The sequence below is a fragment of the Deinococcus misasensis DSM 22328 genome (genome assembly GCF_000745915.1).
In the GTDB taxonomy this organism is placed as follows: Bacteria; Deinococcota; Deinococci; order Deinococcales; family Deinococcaceae; genus Deinococcus_C; species Deinococcus_C misasensis.
In genome coordinates this window covers 1-16,013 of record NZ_JQKG01000038.1, presented here as the reverse complement: position 1 = coordinate 16,013, position 16,013 = coordinate 1, and the positions used below count along the sequence as shown (strand labels likewise).

At 51.9% G+C, this 16,013-nt stretch carries 32 protein-coding genes and 1 rRNA gene; 31 read left to right on the top strand and 2 right to left on the bottom strand.

The features are described 5' to 3' along the window. The first annotated feature begins 1 nt into the window (after position 1). The 31 genes from Q371_RS18355 to Q371_RS18210 all read left to right on the top strand — a co-directional run bounded on the left by Q371_RS18355 (position 2) and on the right by Q371_RS18210 (position 14,961). Entirely contained in the window at positions 2–262 is a 261-nt protein-coding gene (locus Q371_RS18355; protein WP_034343110.1) for a hypothetical protein, read from the top strand. After that, positions 259–1,428: a hypothetical protein gene (locus Q371_RS18350; RefSeq protein WP_034343108.1), complete on the top strand. Its 1,170-nt coding sequence runs from the start codon at positions 259–261 to the stop codon at positions 1,426–1,428. Before Q371_RS18355 ends, Q371_RS18350 begins: the two co-directional genes overlap by 4 nt. A gap of 132 nt (positions 1,429–1,560) precedes the next feature. After that, positions 1,561–1,950, top strand: a complete 390-nt coding sequence (locus Q371_RS18345) for a hypothetical protein (protein ID WP_034343107.1) — start codon at positions 1,561–1,563, stop codon at positions 1,948–1,950. After that, the gene (locus Q371_RS18340; protein ID WP_034343105.1) at positions 1,947–2,357 is read left to right on the top strand and encodes a hypothetical protein; all 411 of its coding nucleotides are present in this window, start codon (positions 1,947–1,949) and stop codon (positions 2,355–2,357) included. The genes Q371_RS18345 and Q371_RS18340 overlap by 4 nt, the downstream gene beginning before the upstream one ends. Beyond that, positions 2,345–2,515: a hypothetical protein gene (locus tag Q371_RS27210; protein WP_157442810.1), complete on the top strand. Its 171-nt coding sequence runs from the start codon at positions 2,345–2,347 to the stop codon at positions 2,513–2,515. Before Q371_RS18340 ends, Q371_RS27210 begins: the two co-directional genes overlap by 13 nt. Beyond that, complete coding sequence (locus tag Q371_RS18335) at positions 2,512–2,727, top strand: hypothetical protein (RefSeq protein WP_034343103.1); 216 nt, start codon at positions 2,512–2,514, stop codon at positions 2,725–2,727. Before Q371_RS27210 ends, Q371_RS18335 begins: the two co-directional genes overlap by 4 nt. Positions 2,728–2,819: 92 nt before the next feature. Next, positions 2,820–3,290 (top strand): hypothetical protein, encoded by a 471-nt coding sequence (locus tag Q371_RS18330; RefSeq protein ID WP_157442809.1) that lies wholly within the window; start codon positions 2,820–2,822, stop codon positions 3,288–3,290. Next, positions 3,287–3,634 carry a hypothetical protein gene (locus Q371_RS18325; RefSeq protein WP_034343099.1) on the top strand — a complete coding sequence of 116 codons (348 nt, stop codon included), beginning with the start codon at positions 3,287–3,289 and terminating at the stop codon, positions 3,632–3,634. Before Q371_RS18330 ends, Q371_RS18325 begins: the two co-directional genes overlap by 4 nt. A gap of 49 nt (positions 3,635–3,683) precedes the next feature. Next, positions 3,684–4,019, top strand: a complete 336-nt coding sequence (locus Q371_RS18320) for a hypothetical protein (RefSeq protein WP_034343096.1) — start codon at positions 3,684–3,686, stop codon at positions 4,017–4,019. Between the two features lie 151 nt (positions 4,020–4,170). After that, entirely contained in the window at positions 4,171–4,461 is a 291-nt protein-coding gene (locus Q371_RS18315; RefSeq protein ID WP_034343094.1) for a hypothetical protein, read from the top strand. 59 nt (positions 4,462–4,520) lie between these two features. After that, the gene (locus Q371_RS18310; RefSeq protein ID WP_157442808.1) at positions 4,521–4,937 is read left to right on the top strand and encodes a hypothetical protein; all 417 of its coding nucleotides are present in this window, start codon (positions 4,521–4,523) and stop codon (positions 4,935–4,937) included. After that, positions 4,937–5,257, top strand: a complete 321-nt coding sequence (locus Q371_RS18305) for a hypothetical protein (protein ID WP_034343088.1) — start codon at positions 4,937–4,939, stop codon at positions 5,255–5,257. Before Q371_RS18310 ends, Q371_RS18305 begins: the two co-directional genes overlap by 1 nt. Beyond that, positions 5,250–5,783 (top strand): hypothetical protein, encoded by a 534-nt coding sequence (locus Q371_RS27205; protein WP_034343084.1) that lies wholly within the window; start codon positions 5,250–5,252, stop codon positions 5,781–5,783. The genes Q371_RS18305 and Q371_RS27205 overlap by 8 nt, the downstream gene beginning before the upstream one ends. 7 nt (positions 5,784–5,790) lie before the next feature. Further along, positions 5,791–6,318 (top strand): M23 family metallopeptidase, encoded by a 528-nt coding sequence (locus tag Q371_RS26555; RefSeq protein ID WP_169743885.1) that lies wholly within the window; start codon positions 5,791–5,793, stop codon positions 6,316–6,318. Beyond that, positions 6,315–6,470, top strand: a complete 156-nt coding sequence (locus tag Q371_RS27200) for a hypothetical protein (protein WP_157442807.1) — start codon at positions 6,315–6,317, stop codon at positions 6,468–6,470. Before Q371_RS26555 ends, Q371_RS27200 begins: the two co-directional genes overlap by 4 nt. Next, a complete protein-coding gene (locus Q371_RS18290; protein ID WP_034343082.1) occupies positions 6,470–7,213 on the top strand; it encodes a type IV secretory system conjugative DNA transfer family protein in 744 nt (247 codons plus the stop codon). Before Q371_RS27200 ends, Q371_RS18290 begins: the two co-directional genes overlap by 1 nt. Before the next feature lie 11 nt (positions 7,214–7,224). Then, positions 7,225–7,362 (top strand): hypothetical protein, encoded by a 138-nt coding sequence (locus tag Q371_RS27195; protein WP_157442806.1) that lies wholly within the window; start codon positions 7,225–7,227, stop codon positions 7,360–7,362. 8 nt (positions 7,363–7,370) lie between these two features. Continuing rightward, positions 7,371–7,766, top strand: coding sequence for a hypothetical protein (locus Q371_RS18285; protein ID WP_034343078.1), 396 nt, complete (start codon positions 7,371–7,373; stop codon positions 7,764–7,766). A 14-nt stretch (positions 7,767–7,780) separates the two neighbouring features. Continuing rightward, positions 7,781–8,266: a hypothetical protein gene (locus Q371_RS18280; RefSeq protein ID WP_034343076.1), complete on the top strand. Its 486-nt coding sequence runs from the start codon at positions 7,781–7,783 to the stop codon at positions 8,264–8,266. Positions 8,267–8,276: 10 nt separating this feature from the next. Beyond that, positions 8,277–9,047, top strand: a complete 771-nt coding sequence (locus Q371_RS18275) for a hypothetical protein (protein WP_034343073.1) — start codon at positions 8,277–8,279, stop codon at positions 9,045–9,047. An 8-nt stretch (positions 9,048–9,055) separates the two neighbouring features. After that, entirely contained in the window at positions 9,056–9,292 is a 237-nt protein-coding gene (locus tag Q371_RS18270; RefSeq protein WP_034343070.1) for a hypothetical protein, read from the top strand. Continuing rightward, entirely contained in the window at positions 9,292–9,567 is a 276-nt protein-coding gene (locus tag Q371_RS18265; RefSeq protein ID WP_034343067.1) for a hypothetical protein, read from the top strand. Before Q371_RS18270 ends, Q371_RS18265 begins: the two co-directional genes overlap by 1 nt. 23 nt (positions 9,568–9,590) lie before the next feature. Next, complete coding sequence (locus tag Q371_RS18260) at positions 9,591–10,340, top strand: hypothetical protein (protein WP_157442805.1); 750 nt, start codon at positions 9,591–9,593, stop codon at positions 10,338–10,340. A 9-nt stretch (positions 10,341–10,349) separates the two neighbouring features. After that, positions 10,350–10,742 carry a hypothetical protein gene (locus tag Q371_RS18255; protein WP_034343060.1) on the top strand — a complete coding sequence of 131 codons (393 nt, stop codon included), beginning with the start codon at positions 10,350–10,352 and terminating at the stop codon, positions 10,740–10,742. Then, a complete protein-coding gene (locus tag Q371_RS18250; RefSeq protein WP_034343057.1) occupies positions 10,742–10,936 on the top strand; it encodes a hypothetical protein in 195 nt (64 codons plus the stop codon). Before Q371_RS18255 ends, Q371_RS18250 begins: the two co-directional genes overlap by 1 nt. A gap of 190 nt (positions 10,937–11,126) precedes the next feature. Next, the gene (locus Q371_RS18240) at positions 11,127–11,621 is read left to right on the top strand and encodes a hypothetical protein (protein ID WP_034343050.1); all 495 of its coding nucleotides are present in this window, start codon (positions 11,127–11,129) and stop codon (positions 11,619–11,621) included. Continuing rightward, the gene (locus Q371_RS18235) at positions 11,621–12,607 is read left to right on the top strand and encodes a hypothetical protein (protein ID WP_157442804.1); all 987 of its coding nucleotides are present in this window, start codon (positions 11,621–11,623) and stop codon (positions 12,605–12,607) included. Before Q371_RS18240 ends, Q371_RS18235 begins: the two co-directional genes overlap by 1 nt. Then, positions 12,600–13,559, top strand: a complete 960-nt coding sequence (locus Q371_RS25990) for a hypothetical protein (RefSeq protein WP_157442803.1) — start codon at positions 12,600–12,602, stop codon at positions 13,557–13,559. Before Q371_RS18235 ends, Q371_RS25990 begins: the two co-directional genes overlap by 8 nt. Continuing rightward, on the top strand, positions 13,556–13,804 hold the full coding sequence (locus tag Q371_RS18225) for a hypothetical protein (RefSeq protein WP_034343044.1): 249 nt from the start codon (positions 13,556–13,558) through the stop codon (positions 13,802–13,804). The genes Q371_RS25990 and Q371_RS18225 overlap by 4 nt, the downstream gene beginning before the upstream one ends. A gap of 247 nt (positions 13,805–14,051) precedes the next feature. Next, positions 14,052–14,768 carry a lysozyme family protein gene (locus Q371_RS18215; protein WP_034343041.1) on the top strand — a complete coding sequence of 239 codons (717 nt, stop codon included), beginning with the start codon at positions 14,052–14,054 and terminating at the stop codon, positions 14,766–14,768. Between the two features lies 1 nt (position 14,769). Beyond that, positions 14,770–14,961 carry a hypothetical protein gene (locus tag Q371_RS18210; protein ID WP_157442802.1) on the top strand — a complete coding sequence of 64 codons (192 nt, stop codon included), beginning with the start codon at positions 14,770–14,772 and terminating at the stop codon, positions 14,959–14,961. A gap of 130 nt (positions 14,962–15,091) precedes the next feature. Here the strand turns inward: Q371_RS18210 and Q371_RS18205 are convergent, their stop codons facing one another. Both Q371_RS18205 and Q371_RS18200 read right to left on the bottom strand, forming a co-directional pair. Continuing rightward, the gene (locus tag Q371_RS18205; RefSeq protein ID WP_034343034.1) at positions 15,092–15,304 is read right to left on the bottom strand and encodes a hypothetical protein; all 213 of its coding nucleotides are present in this window, start codon (positions 15,302–15,304) and stop codon (positions 15,092–15,094) included. 377 nt (positions 15,305–15,681) lie between these two features. Continuing rightward, a 16S ribosomal RNA gene (locus Q371_RS18200) occupies positions 15,682–16,013 on the bottom strand; the annotation flags it as partial.

Below are 16,013 nucleotides of genomic sequence, written 5' to 3'. Positions count from 1 at the left end.
CATGAACCGCGCCCAAACACTTGAACATCTTGCACTGGCGGAAAAAAACGGACAAATCTATGCAGAACAGGGAGACCTGAAGGCCATCCAGAAATTGCAGCATGCCGTGCTGGATTACTGGCGTCCCTATGCTCACAAAGAGCAGGAGCACCAACCTGAGAATGCCCAGATCAGAGAGAAGTGCATCCATGTGCTGTGCTCCCTCATGCGATTGGGTGCCCGTGTGATGGGACAGCAGGCCCTGCAGGAGCGTGGGGCATGAGGGGCAAATTCGATCCCAGCTTTTACATCAGCAAAAACCTCGGGGAAGAGAAAGCCGCTCGGATTGCTGAACAAAGTGCCTTGTTTGCAGATGTCACGGTGGCCACCCCATCAAAAAAACGCGTTTTGGAATTGGGGGATATCGCACAACCCCTTACAATTCCTCAGCCCAGTACCAGTACCCTCAAATCTTTCAAAGCAGTGACCAGAGGACGGGATGATGTGCGCTCTGAGCCCCCAGAACCGCGTTTAAGTGTGGCCGAGACCATCAGGCGTACTCTGGACTGCCCCGAGTACGAACGGCTGCATTTGAGTGCAGCTCAGGACCGCATCTATCAAAGCTTCCTTGAGATTGCCATGGTGCATGCTCGGGCTGCAGGACTCAGTAAGGCAGTGACCACCGTGACCTTTCACATTCCAGCAGAGTTCATCATGGCTCACGCTGGTTACAAGAAGACCACCTTCTATGACGCTCTCAAAGGGCTTACAGCAGCAGGGCTGGTGGCAGTGAAGGGAAAGACAGGGGACTTGAAGGGCAAGAGCCGTAAAACCGGTTCTGTGTGCTGTGTGAAGCTGAACCCCCGTCATACCCACATCTGGCCAAAGGTCAGAACCGAAGACCTCCAGCACCAGTACCGCGATTTGAACGCAGATGTGGAGGCCGGAAAAACCGCTTGGAAATCCCTGAATACGGGGATCGGAGAGTCAAAAGATATATCTGAAGAGGTAATAAACACAAACTTATTAGTAAGTAATTGGACGTTATCCCCCTCCAAACTTAACCAGAATTCGTTATCTATGACTCTCCGGTGCGCCTCGGATGCCGATTGGGACGTTTTCGACCTGCCAACCCTTCGGGATGCCCGTCTTGCCCAACGTAGCGCATTGGTTTCTGTGATGGCTGACGGGATTGCAGCCAAATTGCGCGATCACCACAGCGTGAATCTTTACCGCCATGTGCTCTGGCAGACCCTGCGCCTGCTGGATCAGGGCATTGACCGACTTGAATACCTGATGAACTGCATCCAGCGCATGGACATTGCCCAGCGCGAGGGTGCCTGCAGGAAAAATGCTGGTGCTCGACTGATTGACGAGTGGAAGCGTGACGGTTTCTGGCAGGAGCTGAAAGATGTGCCCCGTTACCGGGTTGGAAAGGTGGAGGCATGAGCTGGTCCGAATTTTTTGATGCTGTTCTGGCCGTTCTGTTTGTTCTGTTTTGGGCTGTGGTATCTGCATTGGCGTTCTTGCTGTTCATTTTCGTGTTTTCGGTGGGTTTCAGTCTCATGTTTGGTGGCCACCATGCTTGATCCCGAGAAGGCACTGGAAATTGCGGAACTGGCCAGATTGGAAGCGAAGAAATTCTTTGGAATCCCTGCAGAAATCAAAATCAATTTGACTGCTACCAGACGTGAAGAAAACCACTTGGCACAGGTGTTTTACATGGATGCCTATTTGGTGGCAGACATCCATTTTGACCCATCACAAATGGAATCTTTTCAGGAGCTGTGGGAAGTCATAGCCCATGAGGTGGCCCATTTGGAAAGTCGGGAAATCCTGCATGTGGTTCAGGTGCTAGAGAGGGAAAAACACCCTTTGTTCGATCAGCTAAATGCAGGTGTTGAAAAGCTTACAGTTCGCAGAACCCGAGATTTTGTGAAAGCTCACCCCTACCAGGAGGTTAACCCATGAAAGGCAGAATTTTGGACAGACGTATTGTGATCCCTCAGCATCTGGTGAACACCATGCCCATGCTGCAAAGCCCAGAGCAGAAGTTTCAGCATGTGACCATGGTTTACAAGTCTCTTGCAGTACCTGACAGCCTGTATGTGCAGGAAACCGGAGGCATCATGCCTGCGTTTATCGGCGGAGATGGGTTTGGAGATCATTCTTATAATCAAACGCTCTGCAAATGCAAAAACTGTGGAACGTTATTTTCTGCATGGGCTGATTTTTACAATTCACCCAATGAAGACACTCCAAACGTGGTGACTGATCTTTGCTGCAGTTGCGATGCAATTCTGTACCCCAGTTGTGATAACTGCGGTGAGATGTCTTGGCTGTGCACCTGTGATGGAGAGATTGAATGTCAGCTCTAGAAATGTACGTGGTAGTGGCCTTTTTGATCGCTTTGGGTGGTTACTTGTGCGGTGTGTCCGACAAGGAATACCGCCGTGGAAGTTTCCAGCGCCTGCAGAAAGAAAATGCCTTGCTGAAAAGCGAAGTTGCACACCTGAAAGGGGAAGAAGTCGAATGAAGAACGAAGGCAAAAGCAAGCCCATCAGCGTTAAACCAGAGCACTACAACACCATTTCTGCCGTGGCGCAAAGCCGTGGTGTCAGTCTGTCTCAAGTGCTGAATGAGGTGCTGGATCAGGCACTGGGTCAGGTGCCCGACACGGGAAGCCAGAGCGGGAAGAAACCCGAGTCCAACATTGCAGACCAGATGTTGGGGATGAACCTGCTGTGAAAAAAGCCAGAGCCGCCAAAACTCCAACACGTCAACCCAAGACGGCTAAAAAGGTGTCCAGAACCCCAAAAGAAAAATTGGTGAGGGTAGAGGTGCTGATCACACGCTGGAAAGACCCCGTAAGTGGCCGTTTTGTGGAAAACCCTTTCCCTGACGTGTCCATGTCCCTGAAGCGCCTGAAGGGTGAGACCGTTGAAGAACGGTACATGGATGGTGACCTGGTGAAGGTCTACATCAAGCACCAGACCAACGAATACGGTTACGACCTTCCTGTGTTTGCCCGAGTGGTCTACCCGAAAGCCCGTAAAGCAGTGAAGGCCGGTGAGCTGACCATGGCCGCTTTGAAGGAACTGGAAGCAGATATTGCTGCAGGAATTCTGGAAGAAGAGAAGGCCCAGGCCCTCAAGGACATGGAAAGCCGCTTGATGAAAGCTGGCCACCTTTCGGACAAAGCCAAACGTGCTGCTGCAACCCGAAAAAAGAACGCTGAAAGACGTGCACAGACCCCCAAAACCAATGCAGTGCAACCCCGTAGAAAAGCACCCCGGAGGAAGAAAAGATGATCACCACAGACCAGCTGGTCGAAGCCCTGCAGAAGTACCCTGCAGGAACACCCCTTGTCATTCCCGGAGCACTCCAGAACCGCACTGTCCTGCAAGAAGATGGTGAAGAAGCTGCATTGCAACTGATCACCTTTCAGTACCTGCAGACTGCAGACCTGCCATGGATCCGGGTGCTTCCAGAATCGGAGGCATTTCCCGGTTCAGAGTCAGACCTGCTGATCATGATTGAGAAGGACGCTGAAGGTGTCGGGAAACCTGTGGTGATTTTGCCGGTCAAGTCCATCCAAGTGGGTGGAACTGCTGGATGTTCCATCTGTGAAAATCCCCCCTCTTCTGATACCTGAAAGAGTTTCGAGACGCCTTAAAACGCATCCTGTGCGGAGGAGAAAAAACATGTCTGGAACAGCAATTAATCCACCACGTACACCCAAGCTGAACAAAACCAGTCCTCTGGCTGTCAGTGCCAGTGCCAAAACACTGGCTGCAAAGATGGCCCGGAAGAAAAACCCCATCAAAGCAGAAGACCTGTCAGATCAGGACATCCTGACGGCTCTGCTGCAGAACCCCAAAGCGGCTCAGGCCATCCTGACTGAAATTGGAACTCTGGACAAGTACACCCTGCTGGCAGATCCAGCTGTGGCCACCCGAGTGAAGGCCAGTCCTGCTGTGGGTGCAGCAGTGTGGGCAAAGTTGGAGTGTCTTTTTGAGGCCGTGGTCAGGATCAAATAACAGTGCAAAGTGCCTTTAAAAGTCCTCCAAAACAGGAGGATTTTTTTATTTGAAACAAACAAAAAGCCGTCATGGAAATCCATCATGGAGTAACGCAATGGAGTTACGTGCTGTCATTGAACTGAAACCACACTGAAATCACACTGAACCCATGGACGTTATCAGTCGGACACTTGATACCCCAATCGATAAACTGCCCCCTGGTGATCACAAGATCAAGCTGAAAGCCAAGTCAGCAGCACTTGCATGGGTGTTGAAGTTTCTTGCTGAAAACGGTGGGACTTGGGATTTCTGGGGAAAAGTTGTGGTTCCCGCATTTGAAGCCCAGCATCCCAAAGTCAAAATGCCCAAATCCAATTTCATTGGAAAGACTTTCAGGCCCCGTAAAGGCTGGATTGCTGAGACTCAAACTTTCTACTTTTGGATCACGGTGATCAAATAATGCAAGTCATTGCAATCATTTGGCCTTGGTTGGTGCGTCTTCTCCCTATCATTTTGGGTTTGATCCCGGTTGGTATGGCGGTTCAGCAGAAAAAAGAGCTGGATGAATTGAAAAGTCAGCTCACTGGACCATTTGACAAAGCCAATCAGTTTTTCAGTGGCAGCATTGAGCAACTGGTGCCCAAAGGGACGCCCGGTGCCACTCCAGACACAGACAAAGTCACGTTTAACGCTGTTGCCAAAGACGCTGTAAACAATCCAGCAAGCCTGTGGGCACTTGCTGCCATCATTGTGGTTTCTCCATTGCTGATCAGGCAGATCAGAGGATGGGGATACGACATCACAGACGCCACCAAAGAGGTTTACAACGAAGGCAAAACCCAAATCCGTGGTGCTGGTGAACAGGCGCGTTACGTGTATGCGCGTGGCAAAGAGGGTTACACCAAGGCAGCAAGCGCACCCAGTCGGAGGGGCTGATGAATCCAGACCGACTGAAAAAAACCCCTGCATCTTCTCCTGCTCCTTCCATTGATCCCCCGGCTGCACCAGTTGTCTCCCCTACCCCATCAGGTGCAGCCACAGGACCAGTGGTAACAGGTCTGGACCCCATCACTCAGCAAGTGCTTGCAGATGTCACGGTGGCCACCAATGGCGAAATGCCCAAAGTGTTTGCTCCTGTGCTTTCTTCTGCTCCTGCAAAGCCAGTTCGCAAAGTACCCTTTGCACCCTTGCTTTTGGGTGCTGGTGCCCTGCTGTGTGGAGCTGCTGCACTGACTTTCAAAGGTCGCCATGTCTGAGTTTGATCCCAGAGATCTGAATGTGGAATTGCCTGGTGCACCTGCAACGGATCCAGCTCCAGACCTTGACGCGTTTCAGGCGCAAGCAAACCAAAACCCTTCTGCCTCTGATGGTCAAACGGACACCAAACCCCCTGTTGAACTGAAGCCCATTGACACCAAAAAGCTGCTTGAGAACATCGCCAAGTATTCCAGTGTTGGCCTTCCGAAATCAGCCAAAAAAGGTTATCAGGAAGCCATTGCTGAAAACGACATGCTTGAAGTGGCTTTGGACATGATCGGTCTTCCTGAACTGCTGGCCAAGTATGGCAGTTCAGCAGGTGGTGTGGCCCAGCAAATGCCCGACTGGGTCAGGTTGATTGCTGGTGTTGGGATCATCGGTTACTTCGTTGCGTCTGCCAGGAGAGATTATGCAACCCCTTACACCAAAACAGAAAAAGATCCTGTTTCTGACAGCAGGGGCAGCAGTGACATTGGCCTTGATCAACTCGCCCTCGGTGATGCTTCCAATTTCCCCAGCACGTAGGAGAGCCATGAGCAAAGACATGACATCGAAAGTGGTTTATCCGGTTAATCCTGTAGGCAGCAAAATTATTGTTCCTTTCATGGGTCACTATAAAAATGGAACATATCGTCTGGGTTATGGTTGGCATACAGGTCTGGATTACGTCATGCTTCGTGCTGACAAAGGATTAAATGAACCCATTTATGCCATTGCAGATGGTATTGTCCTGGATTCCAGTCCTGTCTTATCAAAGCGTGGGTATGGGCAGCTGGTGCTTATTGATCACCCTCAATTGGGTGTGCAGTCCAGATATGCACATTTGGCCAGTCGTGCTGTCCGGGTTGGGCAGGTTGTCAAAGCTGGTCAAGTCATTGGGAAAATGGGGACCAGTGGAACCGACAATGTCCATTTGCATTTTGATGTGATCAAAAAATCTTTGCCTTGGTCACGTTGGAATATCAAAGGTGACAGTGAAAAAGACAAGGCAACCAATTTACAGTATTTCACTGATCCAGTGGCATTTTTTGCCAAGCACAATGCAAAAGGTGCTGTATGAAACTCACCCGACTGGAATACATCATTCTTGGTTCTCTGGCGGTTCTGGGTGTGCTTTCCCTGATCAATCCCCCTGTGGTGATCAGAGAGCGCGTGGTCATTCTTCCTTCAGAACCAGCAGAACCAGAAACCCCTGAAGAGGTGCAGGAGTAATGGCCGGTGGTCAATCCCCTGTGTTTGCTTGCGTCGGTCAGATGGGCTCGGGCAAGTCGTTTTACGTGGCTGAAATCATCAAGGGTTACCAGACTCCAGAGCCCAAGTACTTGTACCTGGTGGTGCTGAACACCAGCAGGGAGTTCAGTGAATTTTGTGCCCACAAGGAGCGGTTCACCAAGGACCGGCTGACTGCCACTTACACAGCAGAAGGCATCAAAGCCCTGATCCAGCACTACGGCTCTGTGCACTTTGAGGTGCCCAACTTCGGGGAACCCCTCAAACCCTTTCTGAGTGCTTTGTATCAGGCCATTTTTGAACTGGGTGAGTATGACGCTGATGGTTGCAGGGTGCTGTTTGTCACCGATGAAACCCCCACTTTCTTCAACAAAAGCATGTACAGCCTTGAGGCAAATGTGCTTTGCACTGAAAGCCGCAAATTCGGGATTCACATGGTTTTCGCCTTCCAGAAAATTGCGTCTACGAGCCAGTACACCATCCATCAAATGGTGCTGAACGCTGTAAACATTTGGGCGATTTTCCCAACCACGGAAGTGAATAACCGGAAGCACATTGAGGCCACCCTCTCTGCAACCATTCCGGATCCGGGACAGCTGGCCATGCCCATCAAGAACGTGGCCGGTCCTGAATACATTCTGATCTCCAGGCTTCATAACCGTGCTGGCATCATCAGGCGCAAGCCCGATTACACACGGTATTTCGAAGAAATCCGGTCTGTGTGAGGTGGTGAAACATGAAAGTCAGTGAACACGACACAAAAGCAGAAGCCAAAAAAGCTGCCGACAAAACCCGAAAGACGCACAACAGCGTGATTTTCTTCCAGAGGCCCAGCACCGGCAAATGGGAAGTGCGTGCAGGAAAGAAGAAGTGAGGTAACACATGAATCAGAATCAACTGCTTTCCAAACCTGATGGCAACATCATGGGTCTGCTGACAGACCCCCGTCTTTCCGCCACTGCTGTGGGTGCTGTGATTGGTGCTGCTGTCGAGAAGTCTGCTTATGTCAGCAACCGTGCCATGTTCGGCATTGCTTCCAGAGACAGCACTGGCAATGTGGTCTATTACCGCGCTGGTGCTGACGGCAAAGCCACCCAGACCATTGACGCCAAGCTCGGGTCCAACCGTCAACTGTTGCGACTGGGTCTGATGGTCGGAGCCGTGGCTGCCATTGAGTACGTGCCTGACAACTCGGGTCTTCTGCAATACGGTTGCCTCGGGGTGGCCAGTGTTGCTGCAGCCCATTTCATCCAAGAATTCTTTCCTGCATTGCGTTAAAGGAGTAAACCAACATGGCCAGAACCCGCAACATCACCATTTCCAGTGAAGACAACACCAACACCACCCTGACTGCCAATACCGCAAACGTTCGCACAGAGATTTTCCGCGTGAAGGTGCCCAAAGGGGCCACCTGGACCATCCCCAACGTCACCGAACTGCGAAACGGACTGCAGAAGGGCGTCCACTTCATTGCAGAGCTGAAAAACGCCGCTGGAAACAAAATTCCAGGCAGCTCTAAATTTGTGGTGGGTGTGGAAGGCCCCTCTGACGAATTTGAAACCAACCTCCGTGCCTTGCCTTACGGCCCTTGGCGTCAACTGTCTACCGACCAGCAGCGCAATGATGACTTCAAAGCCCAGCTGGTGCAGGCTGCAGACTTGAACGTTCCCGGCATCACCCTGCGCGAAGGCGAATCTTTGGTGATCAGCCTGAAATCCAGTGAAGTGATTGACTGGACCAAGTCTTACTTCGAAGTCGTGGCCCAGGAACTCAACTAAGGAGCTTGCAATGAACTACCTGATGAACATTGCCGTGGCCCTGGCTGCATCCCGCAGCACAGCCTTCACTGAAGCCGATTTCAAACTGGGACGCCAAGAAATCAACATCCTCAGTCCTCTGGCCTACCTTGAAGTGCCCAAAGGCCACCTGTACGGCTTGAAGGGGCAAACCCCTTTCACCATGTACCTGATGGCCAAGTACGAGGCTGCACACACCCCTGATGCACCCCTGACCCTGACTGTGGACCTGTCCAACACCGGTGGAGCATTCAGCAAGTCCACCCGATCTGCCCCCAACCTGCCTGCTGTGAACCATCCTGATGTGCGGGTGTACATCTCCAGCGATGCCGGAGCCAACTGGACCCAGACCACCATCAACGCAGTGGACTATGACGCTGAAACCGTCACTTTCGTCAAACAGGCCAACACCAACCGGGTGAAAGTGTATTACCTGACCAGCAAAGGCCAGGTTACCATTTCAGCCCAGCGTCCTGCAGGCTCTGACGCCATCGGTCTGAAGATCTTTGATGCCCCTCTCAGGAAACTGCACGAAGTGGACCAGACCAACATCCGTTCTGCTGTGGTCCTCGGCTCTCGGGATGTGTTCATCCTGCCAGAGGACTGGAGGCTGTTCATCAACGTGAAAAGCCCGGTGCCCATCGAGTGGTCTGCTGAGGCCGGTCACGAAATCAGTCTGAACGCCTGGACCCAACCCATTAAGGTTGTGGATGCTCAGGCCCTCAATGCCAAAGCAGAAGAAATGCTGCGTGGCGGTTTCTAAGGAGACACATGGACCTTTTAGGTGGTTTGATCGGTGTGTTGCCCACAGTGGCCAAAGGTTTGTTTCCAGACCAGACTGCCATCTCTGTGGCCAATTCTCAAGCAGAAATTGCCAAAGCAAACGCCAATGCTCAAATTGAGCAGGGGAAAATTGCAGCCAAGGCCAATGAAAAATACGTGCTCTATGGCCTGATTGGTGCAGGGGTGCTGGTGGCGGGCATCGTGGCGTTCAAGCTGGTGGACTGATGAAACGTCCCGGTCAGAAAATCGCCGGGGTGGTTCTGTTGCTCGGGGTGCTGGCTGCAGGAGGTTACGCCGGTTTGTACCTCCTGCGCCAGGGGCAATACAAAAAGCCCATTGGTGGGGTGCTGATTCCAGATCACGCAGATCCAGACCTTCCAAAGGTCACCGTGGGGATCAGCACCGGTTACCCCATCAGCCAACTGAAAGACACAGGTACCGTCAACACCGAATACATCGGAGAAGGTTGGGGTTACACCCCCATCAAAAAGGACTGGTGAACATGGGAAAAGACAACACGACAATGACCGTCCTGCTCACCCTCGGGGGTGTGGCTGTGTTGGGTGGGGTGGGTTTCGTGGCCTTCAGGGTGATGCAGAAACCTGCTGCACCTGTGGCCACCTCACCTGCCACCAGTGGTAATGCACCAGGCAGTGCAAGCAACCCCATCATGGTGGCCAATCCCGGTTTGCCTCTGACCTCAAACGGTTACACCCTGTCAGACAAACCTGCAGACATTCAGGCCGACATCCTGCGCAAGATTCAGGAGCAGAACGAGCGTGATGCTTTGCAGCGCAAAAACGACAAGATTTTTGAGCTGAAGCAACAACTGAATCAAGCCCAGAACGAACTGAAACGCCTGATTGATCAAGCCAACAACATCGATCAGTTGAGTGTGCCCCAAGAGCTTGTTGAGGCCATCAAAGCACGTCACGTCAGTGACTGCCAAGGAAATACCACTTGGATTTTGAGACCTGCTTGTGACAGCAAACGCGATCTGTCTGAAGGCTACGACAAGGTGCTGGAAGACGAATGGCGCAAACGCAAAGCCGAAATGAAAAGGCCCATCCTGACCCGCATGAGTGAACTGGATGCCCTGCAGCTGAACCTGATCGGCAACCTTAAAGCTCTGGGTGTGGATGTTCCCAAAATCAACCCTCTACCAGATGGAGCTGCATCCCCTGGCACCGTTTCCGGTGTGCCTGTCACAGGTGGCATCTTCGACATCATTCGCGGAATCACCGGTGGCCGTCCACCTGTCTACCCCATTTAAGGAGCACCCATGAGCGACTTTTCTGTGACCAGTCAGCCTGCCCTGCAGCCGTTCTACAGCGTTGATCAACTGAAAGAACAAGCCATTGCCAACAAAACCGGCACAGGCTCTGACTTCGGGGTGAAATTCACCCTGAATCCTCCGGCACAAACATCAGGCAGCGGATCCAGCACCCCATCTGTGGGCAGTGGATCTTCTGATTTTGGTGTCAGTGTGGGCATCAAAATTCCCACTTCGGATGAACTCTGGCCCAGCACCGGCACCAGTGGCACCACCAGCACCGGGACTGCCATGATTCCTGACCAGCCCAACTATATGCCCTGGATCCTCGGGGTGGGTGGTCTTGCCTTGCTCGGTGTGGGCTTCTCCGTGCTGTTTGGTGACAAGAAAGGCAAAAAATAATGGACACCCCAAAACAACTTTTCAAGCAGGGATTCTATCAGGGCATCGGACAAAGTACCTGGTGGCTGGTGGCCAGTGCAGTGGGCTTTGCCGTGGGTTACCTGCTGGTCCCCAAAGGTTCTGCAGCCCTTAAGCCCTGTGGCTCTGGATCTTCGGGGTGTGGCTGTGGTGGCAAGTGTGGCGGTGGTCAGTGATGGACATTTTTGAGTTGGTGAAAAACGTGGGCCTTGCTGGTGCTCTGGTTTGGTTCATGTGGTATCAGACCACCAAAACATCTGCAGTGGTACAGAGAAACACTGAGGTCATGAGCCAAGTGCTCACTTATCTGGCCATCCTGCAGTCAAAACCCATTCAGATGGAAAAAGAGACCCAGAAAGAGGTTGCATGAACCCCCTGCAGGATCTGAAAGAACTGAAAGCCATGCTTCCAGAGGCAAAGCACGCTCTGGTGTGTGGATTTCAGGAACTGATGGCTGGCGTGAAAGCCCTGTACGGTTCGCAGTCCAGAGTGAGCCGCATTCTGGAGCAGGAATATGGGGTGGTTCCCACGCCAGAAAACATTTCTGATCGCACCCGTTACGATGCCCGCTTACAGACCAAACTGCCTTTGATTTATGACACCTATGAGGCACCGGTGACCACTCGGCAAACCCTGAATTTTGAGGCTGACAACCAGAGCCGTCTGATCAGCAGGGGCTTTTACTCGAACACCGGAGACAACCCCATCCGGGTGATTCTGCTGGACCAGCAAAGCATGCCCGGAACCCCGCATGTGCTGCTTCCAGGCACCACCATCAATGTGACCTGTTACCTGCAAGGCATGATTCTGGAACCAGTGACCTCTGGTGATGAAATTAAGTATCAGGTGCTGGTGCAGTAATGGCAACCCCCCCAGCGGTTAAAGTCTCCAAAAGAGGACAAACTTTGCTCCCCGAGGTTGCGTTATCTCGGGGACCGCTGCAGATGGCTGTTACAGGAGATGGATCGTATCAGACACTTTTTGGCTCAAACTGGATTTTGTATTGGCATAAAAAAAGAGGCTTAATTTTGCTGCAGGATCAGGCCGGGATTTGGGCTGAGGTTGTGCCGGGTGCACCGTTCCCAGAACTTCCGCTTTCTGCAAGGCACATTTCACTGACTTTTGATCAGTCTGCTCGCCACATGTTTGCTTGGCAGGATAACGAGCAGATTCAGTGCAGACAGTGGGATGCAGCTGCAGGACAGTATGTGTTTCGTGGCCCGTTTGCAGGGGTGGATCCCATTTTGATCTGTGATGCCACCATCAACTATCAGATCCCCGGATCGGACATTGTTTTGTATTACCTGACATTGGACCGCAAAGCCCTCTGTTATCGCGTCCAGAATGAGCTGTACGCCATTGAGCATGAGCTGTACGTGTTCATGGAGCCTGTTTTTTTGGATCAGGGCATAGCTCACGCTTACATGCTGCAGCTGGCCACCAGTGCGGGCACCTTGCACAGCAATCTGTACCCCATCAGTCTGCAGGACATTCAAACAGCAGGTTTTGCTCCTTGGACTTCTGGAGAGCGTTTTGATGTGGTCGTTTTGGCCGATGTGCAGGACATTCAGACGGGCAATTTTGCACCCTGGACCTCTGGAGAGCTGTATGAACCTGTTATTGAACGATCAGCAGAGGACATCCAAACAGCAGGTTTCGCCCCTTGGACCTCTGGAGAGCTGTATGAGCCGATCATCCAGAGAGCAGCAGAGGACATTCAAACAGCAGGTTTCGCCCCTTGGACTGGTGGCAGTTTGCTACTGGTGGTAACTGTGCATGATGGCCCTCAGCAGCACATCCAAACAGCTGCTTTTGCAGCATTCACAGGAGGATCCCTAAATGGTTGATCAAATGGCTATTAAAATGGAAGGTTGGCTTGAATGGTCCCTGATCAGCCGTTCTGGGATTATTGTGGCCAGTGGAGAACAGCACAACTTGATCCTGAATCAGGGCCTCGATTACTGTTTTCAGCGTACCAGTGGCCTGTTGGACATTGATACATTTGCAGTGGTAGGAACTGGCTCGACAGCTCCAGCAGTTGGGCAGACCGGTCTGGTTGCAGAGGTCGCCCGGACCTCCAACAGCATCACGCAGTCCCAAACACGTCTGTCAAATTACGAATTTAGTCTTGTCAGAGAACGCGAATTCGATTTCGCCCAGGCAAACGGCAATCTCACCGAATGGGGATTTTCGCCTGTTGCAACTGTTGGCGGAAACCTGGCTGTCCGTGAGCTGTTCAGGGATGCTGGAGGCAACCCCATCACCATCACCAAAACCAGCAGCCAAAAACTGAGACTCAAATACACCCGGCGTATACAGTTTGGTCCAACTGCAGCCGCTGCCTTTGGTTTCAATATCACCAATCTTGGGGCTGTCTCTGGGAATTACATTGCAGCTCCAGATGCCAACAACGTGTACACCCTGCTGCTCGGCATGAATCAGTTGATTGGATTGGGTTCTGGGAGCGTCAACACCCCATCAAAAAGCGCTGTCTCCGCCCAGTTGCGTGATGCTGCCATGTCTGTGTCCCCATGGGCTGGAGGATCTATTGTAGGCACGTCCGGATCTGTTACAGCTGCTGCATACATAGCAGGGACGTTCACCAGATCCTATGATTGCCAGTTTGCCACTGGAGAGGGGAACGGGAACAGTTTTGGGCTGTATATCAACTCAGACGGTTATGCAGTCAACGGGAACACTTTGCCAGTCGTGGGGTTCAGGTTTGCTGCTTCCATCACCAAAACCAACCTTCAAACCCTGTCGTTTACAGGGTTGAGTTTGTCCCTCGGGAGGGCATGATGCACCACAGTCAATTCATTGTAGAAATCTTGTTGTCAGGCTCCTGGACCCGTGCGGGTGAGATTGTGCTGCACCCAGATACGTACAACGGGGCCACTGTAGAGCAGGCAAATGCAGCAGTGCAGGCCAATTTGCAGTACAACCCATCTCTGGCCACCTACGCCTATGGATCACTGATTGTTCCAGTGGCCAATTTTGGGGGTCTCAGGGTCTCCCAAGGAGCTGCCTGGAGTGATCCAGAGTGAACCCCTTGGGGCCGTTTACCAGTCAGGCTCTGGTGCTGCCTCCTGCTGTGCCGGTTCCCCTGCTGGAAGTACTGGTATCTCCTGCAGCGTCCAAGAGCTTCAATCATGTGGCCGGTTTGGTCAGATCCAGTAAGGGCAGATACCAAGACATCAATGCCATGACTTGGTATCTCCGGGGTGGTTGGCAAACCAAAAACCGGCACAACGTGCTGACCATCAGATCCATGCACGGAAATGAGGATTCAGGATGGAAAGACCAAAAGTAAAAACCGCCCTGCTGGTGATTGGCGTCCTGCTTCTGGCTGGCGCACTCACCCCTTCTACTGTGCGCGTAGTGCGGAAACAGAAAGCCAAAACTGCTGCAAAACGTGCACCCACAGACGTGGATCCTCCAGACAACACCCCTGCAATTGCATGGGACAGGGAAAAGCTTGTGGATGCCACTGATGCTGCTTTGAAGAAAGAAGGATTTCAGCAAAGTGCCCTGGAACGCAGAAAGCTTGCGGTGGCCATGGCAGTGGTGGCTGAACAGGAAAATTACCCTCTGGATTTCTTGCTCGGGCATATCTTTGCCGAGCATCCATCCACTGATCTGACACGCAACAGTGCAGGAGCTGTAGGACCGCTTCAGATGACTGAGATTGCCTGTAAGGATGTGGGTGTCTATTATCCCCCCATGAGTCTGGACCAAGCCCTTAAAGCCGGGATCCGGTACATGAAGAAAATCAGGCGCACGTACCCTGCTGCAAAGGTAAGCCTCAGAAACACCTTAAGAATCTATGGGATGGGTCCAAAAGGCTTTGAAGCATATCTGACTTATGAATGTGGATATACCTGTGGTGGTTATCCTTTGTCTGTGTGGGCCTCAGAGTGTGGCTGTAAGGCTTATGTTTACACAGACCGGGTGCTGACCATTGCCAGAAGACATCCAGAGCTGCACACCGTGAAATGGAATGCGTGGTGACATGAAGAAACTCAGCAGGTCCGAAATGATTATGGTTACAGGGTTCATTGTGGTAGGACTGGCCAGTACCGCCACAGCAGTGTTTGTGACCAGAGAACTGGCCAGGGCAAACCGCAGCCTTGATAAGGCCGAAGAATCCATAACCACTGCTGCAAACAGTGTGAATCGGGTATTGCAAGGGGTGAAGTTATGAAAAAAGTTCTGGCAGTTGTGGTGTTGCTTTTGGTTGGTTGCAATCCCTTAGAGAAATGCTCTGTGCTGTATACCGGGACAGATGGAAAAACTGTATTGGAGTGTGGCAGGTAGGACCAAAAGTAAGGTGCTCAATATTTGCCAGAGGTTCGGATGCTGTGGACCAGCCGCACCAACTTGAGCACCTTGGCGTTTTGGTCTGAAGGGAAAAGTCCCTGATTCAGAATGCTCTGGTATTCGCTGAGGGCTGTTTCTATTTCCTGTAGGTCTGCAGGTGTGAAGCGTGGTTTGGGTTTGCGTCCTGACCCCGGTCTCTGGCCCCCCCAAATTTGTGTGTCGTCCATACTTGATTTTGTGGTTTTTTCATCTTGATTTCCACTTGAAATCAAATTGAGGATGAGCGAATTCATACCACTTGATAGTTCTTCGTGATGATGTGTGCTCTTGCCATACTCTGCTTGCTCCTCTGGGACCCCGAAAGGTCAACTTTTCCAGTGTACTACACAGCAGAAGTGGAGCAAAAAATGCACAAGTCACAATGAGGGTCACCCTTTCAAGGGATCCAGCGCATGAATCAAACCAAGCAAACAAAAGGCTGGAACACCACAGGTCGCCCTGCGTGTTCCAGCCCAAAACAAGACCAAAACGAAACCCCGAGCACGGATGCTCGGGGGTCATTGATGAATGGCAAGAAGAAGAAGCTCTAGTGGACGATCCTTAGAAAGGAGGTGATCCAACCGCACCTTCCGGTACAGTTACCTTGTTACGACTTCACCCCAGTCATGAAACACAACCTAAGTACCTGCCTCTCAGCTCCCGGCAATTTCAGCTGCATTCCACTCCCATGGTGTGACGGGCGGTGTGTACAAGGCCCGGGAACGTATTCACCGCGGTATGCTGACCCGCGATTACTAGCGATTCCAACTTCATGCAGTCGAGTTGCAGACTGCAATCTGAACTGAGGAAAACTTTAAGCGATTCGCTCACCGTCGCCGGCTTGCAGCGCGCTGTATTTCCCATTGTAGTACGTGTGTAGCCCAGATCGTAAGGACC

Coding starts and splice junctions, on each gene's coding strand:
- Q371_RS18265 (WP_034343067.1), top strand. CDS start 9,292: ATGAAACGTCCCGGTCAGAAAATCGCCGGGGTGGTTCTGTTGCTCGGG.
- Q371_RS27210 (WP_157442810.1), top strand. CDS start 2,345: ATGTCAGCTCTAGAAATGTACGTGGTAGTGGCCTTTTTGATCGCTTTG.
- Q371_RS27205 (WP_034343084.1), top strand. CDS start 5,250: ATGTCTGAGTTTGATCCCAGAGATCTGAATGTGGAATTGCCTGGTGCA.
- Q371_RS18285 (WP_034343078.1), top strand. CDS start 7,371: ATGAATCAGAATCAACTGCTTTCCAAACCTGATGGCAACATCATGGGT.
- Q371_RS18250 (WP_034343057.1), top strand. CDS start 10,742: ATGGACACCCCAAAACAACTTTTCAAGCAGGGATTCTATCAGGGCATC.
- Q371_RS18275 (WP_034343073.1), top strand. CDS start 8,277: ATGAACTACCTGATGAACATTGCCGTGGCCCTGGCTGCATCCCGCAGC.
- Q371_RS18280 (WP_034343076.1), top strand. CDS start 7,781: ATGGCCAGAACCCGCAACATCACCATTTCCAGTGAAGACAACACCAAC.
- Q371_RS18305 (WP_034343088.1), top strand. CDS start 4,937: ATGAATCCAGACCGACTGAAAAAAACCCCTGCATCTTCTCCTGCTCCT.
- Q371_RS18315 (WP_034343094.1), top strand. CDS start 4,171: ATGGACGTTATCAGTCGGACACTTGATACCCCAATCGATAAACTGCCC.
- Q371_RS18255 (WP_034343060.1), top strand. CDS start 10,350: ATGAGCGACTTTTCTGTGACCAGTCAGCCTGCCCTGCAGCCGTTCTAC.
- Q371_RS18210 (WP_157442802.1), top strand. CDS start 14,770: ATGAAGAAACTCAGCAGGTCCGAAATGATTATGGTTACAGGGTTCATT.
- Q371_RS18320 (WP_034343096.1), top strand. CDS start 3,684: ATGTCTGGAACAGCAATTAATCCACCACGTACACCCAAGCTGAACAAA.
- Q371_RS18260 (WP_157442805.1), top strand. CDS start 9,591: ATGACCGTCCTGCTCACCCTCGGGGGTGTGGCTGTGTTGGGTGGGGTG.
- Q371_RS18225 (WP_034343044.1), top strand. CDS start 13,556: ATGATGCACCACAGTCAATTCATTGTAGAAATCTTGTTGTCAGGCTCC.
- Q371_RS18235 (WP_157442804.1), top strand. CDS start 11,621: ATGGCAACCCCCCCAGCGGTTAAAGTCTCCAAAAGAGGACAAACTTTG.
- Q371_RS27200 (WP_157442807.1), top strand. CDS start 6,315: ATGAAACTCACCCGACTGGAATACATCATTCTTGGTTCTCTGGCGGTT.
- Q371_RS25990 (WP_157442803.1), top strand. CDS start 12,600: ATGGTTGATCAAATGGCTATTAAAATGGAAGGTTGGCTTGAATGGTCC.
- Q371_RS18345 (WP_034343107.1), top strand. CDS start 1,561: ATGCTTGATCCCGAGAAGGCACTGGAAATTGCGGAACTGGCCAGATTG.
- Q371_RS18215 (WP_034343041.1), top strand. CDS start 14,052: ATGGAAAGACCAAAAGTAAAAACCGCCCTGCTGGTGATTGGCGTCCTG.
- Q371_RS18270 (WP_034343070.1), top strand. CDS start 9,056: ATGGACCTTTTAGGTGGTTTGATCGGTGTGTTGCCCACAGTGGCCAAA.
- Q371_RS18355 (WP_034343110.1), top strand. CDS start 2: ATGAACCGCGCCCAAACACTTGAACATCTTGCACTGGCGGAAAAAAAC.
- Q371_RS18240 (WP_034343050.1), top strand. CDS start 11,127: ATGAACCCCCTGCAGGATCTGAAAGAACTGAAAGCCATGCTTCCAGAG.
- Q371_RS27195 (WP_157442806.1), top strand. CDS start 7,225: ATGAAAGTCAGTGAACACGACACAAAAGCAGAAGCCAAAAAAGCTGCC.
- Q371_RS18325 (WP_034343099.1), top strand. CDS start 3,287: ATGATCACCACAGACCAGCTGGTCGAAGCCCTGCAGAAGTACCCTGCA.
- Q371_RS18335 (WP_034343103.1), top strand. CDS start 2,512: ATGAAGAACGAAGGCAAAAGCAAGCCCATCAGCGTTAAACCAGAGCAC.
- Q371_RS18340 (WP_034343105.1), top strand. CDS start 1,947: ATGAAAGGCAGAATTTTGGACAGACGTATTGTGATCCCTCAGCATCTG.
- Q371_RS18205 (WP_034343034.1), bottom strand. CDS start 15,304: ATGGACGACACACAAATTTGGGGGGGCCAGAGACCGGGGTCAGGACGC.
- Q371_RS26555 (WP_169743885.1), top strand. CDS start 5,791: ATGAGCAAAGACATGACATCGAAAGTGGTTTATCCGGTTAATCCTGTA.
- Q371_RS18290 (WP_034343082.1), top strand. CDS start 6,470: ATGGCCGGTGGTCAATCCCCTGTGTTTGCTTGCGTCGGTCAGATGGGC.
- Q371_RS18350 (WP_034343108.1), top strand. CDS start 259: ATGAGGGGCAAATTCGATCCCAGCTTTTACATCAGCAAAAACCTCGGG.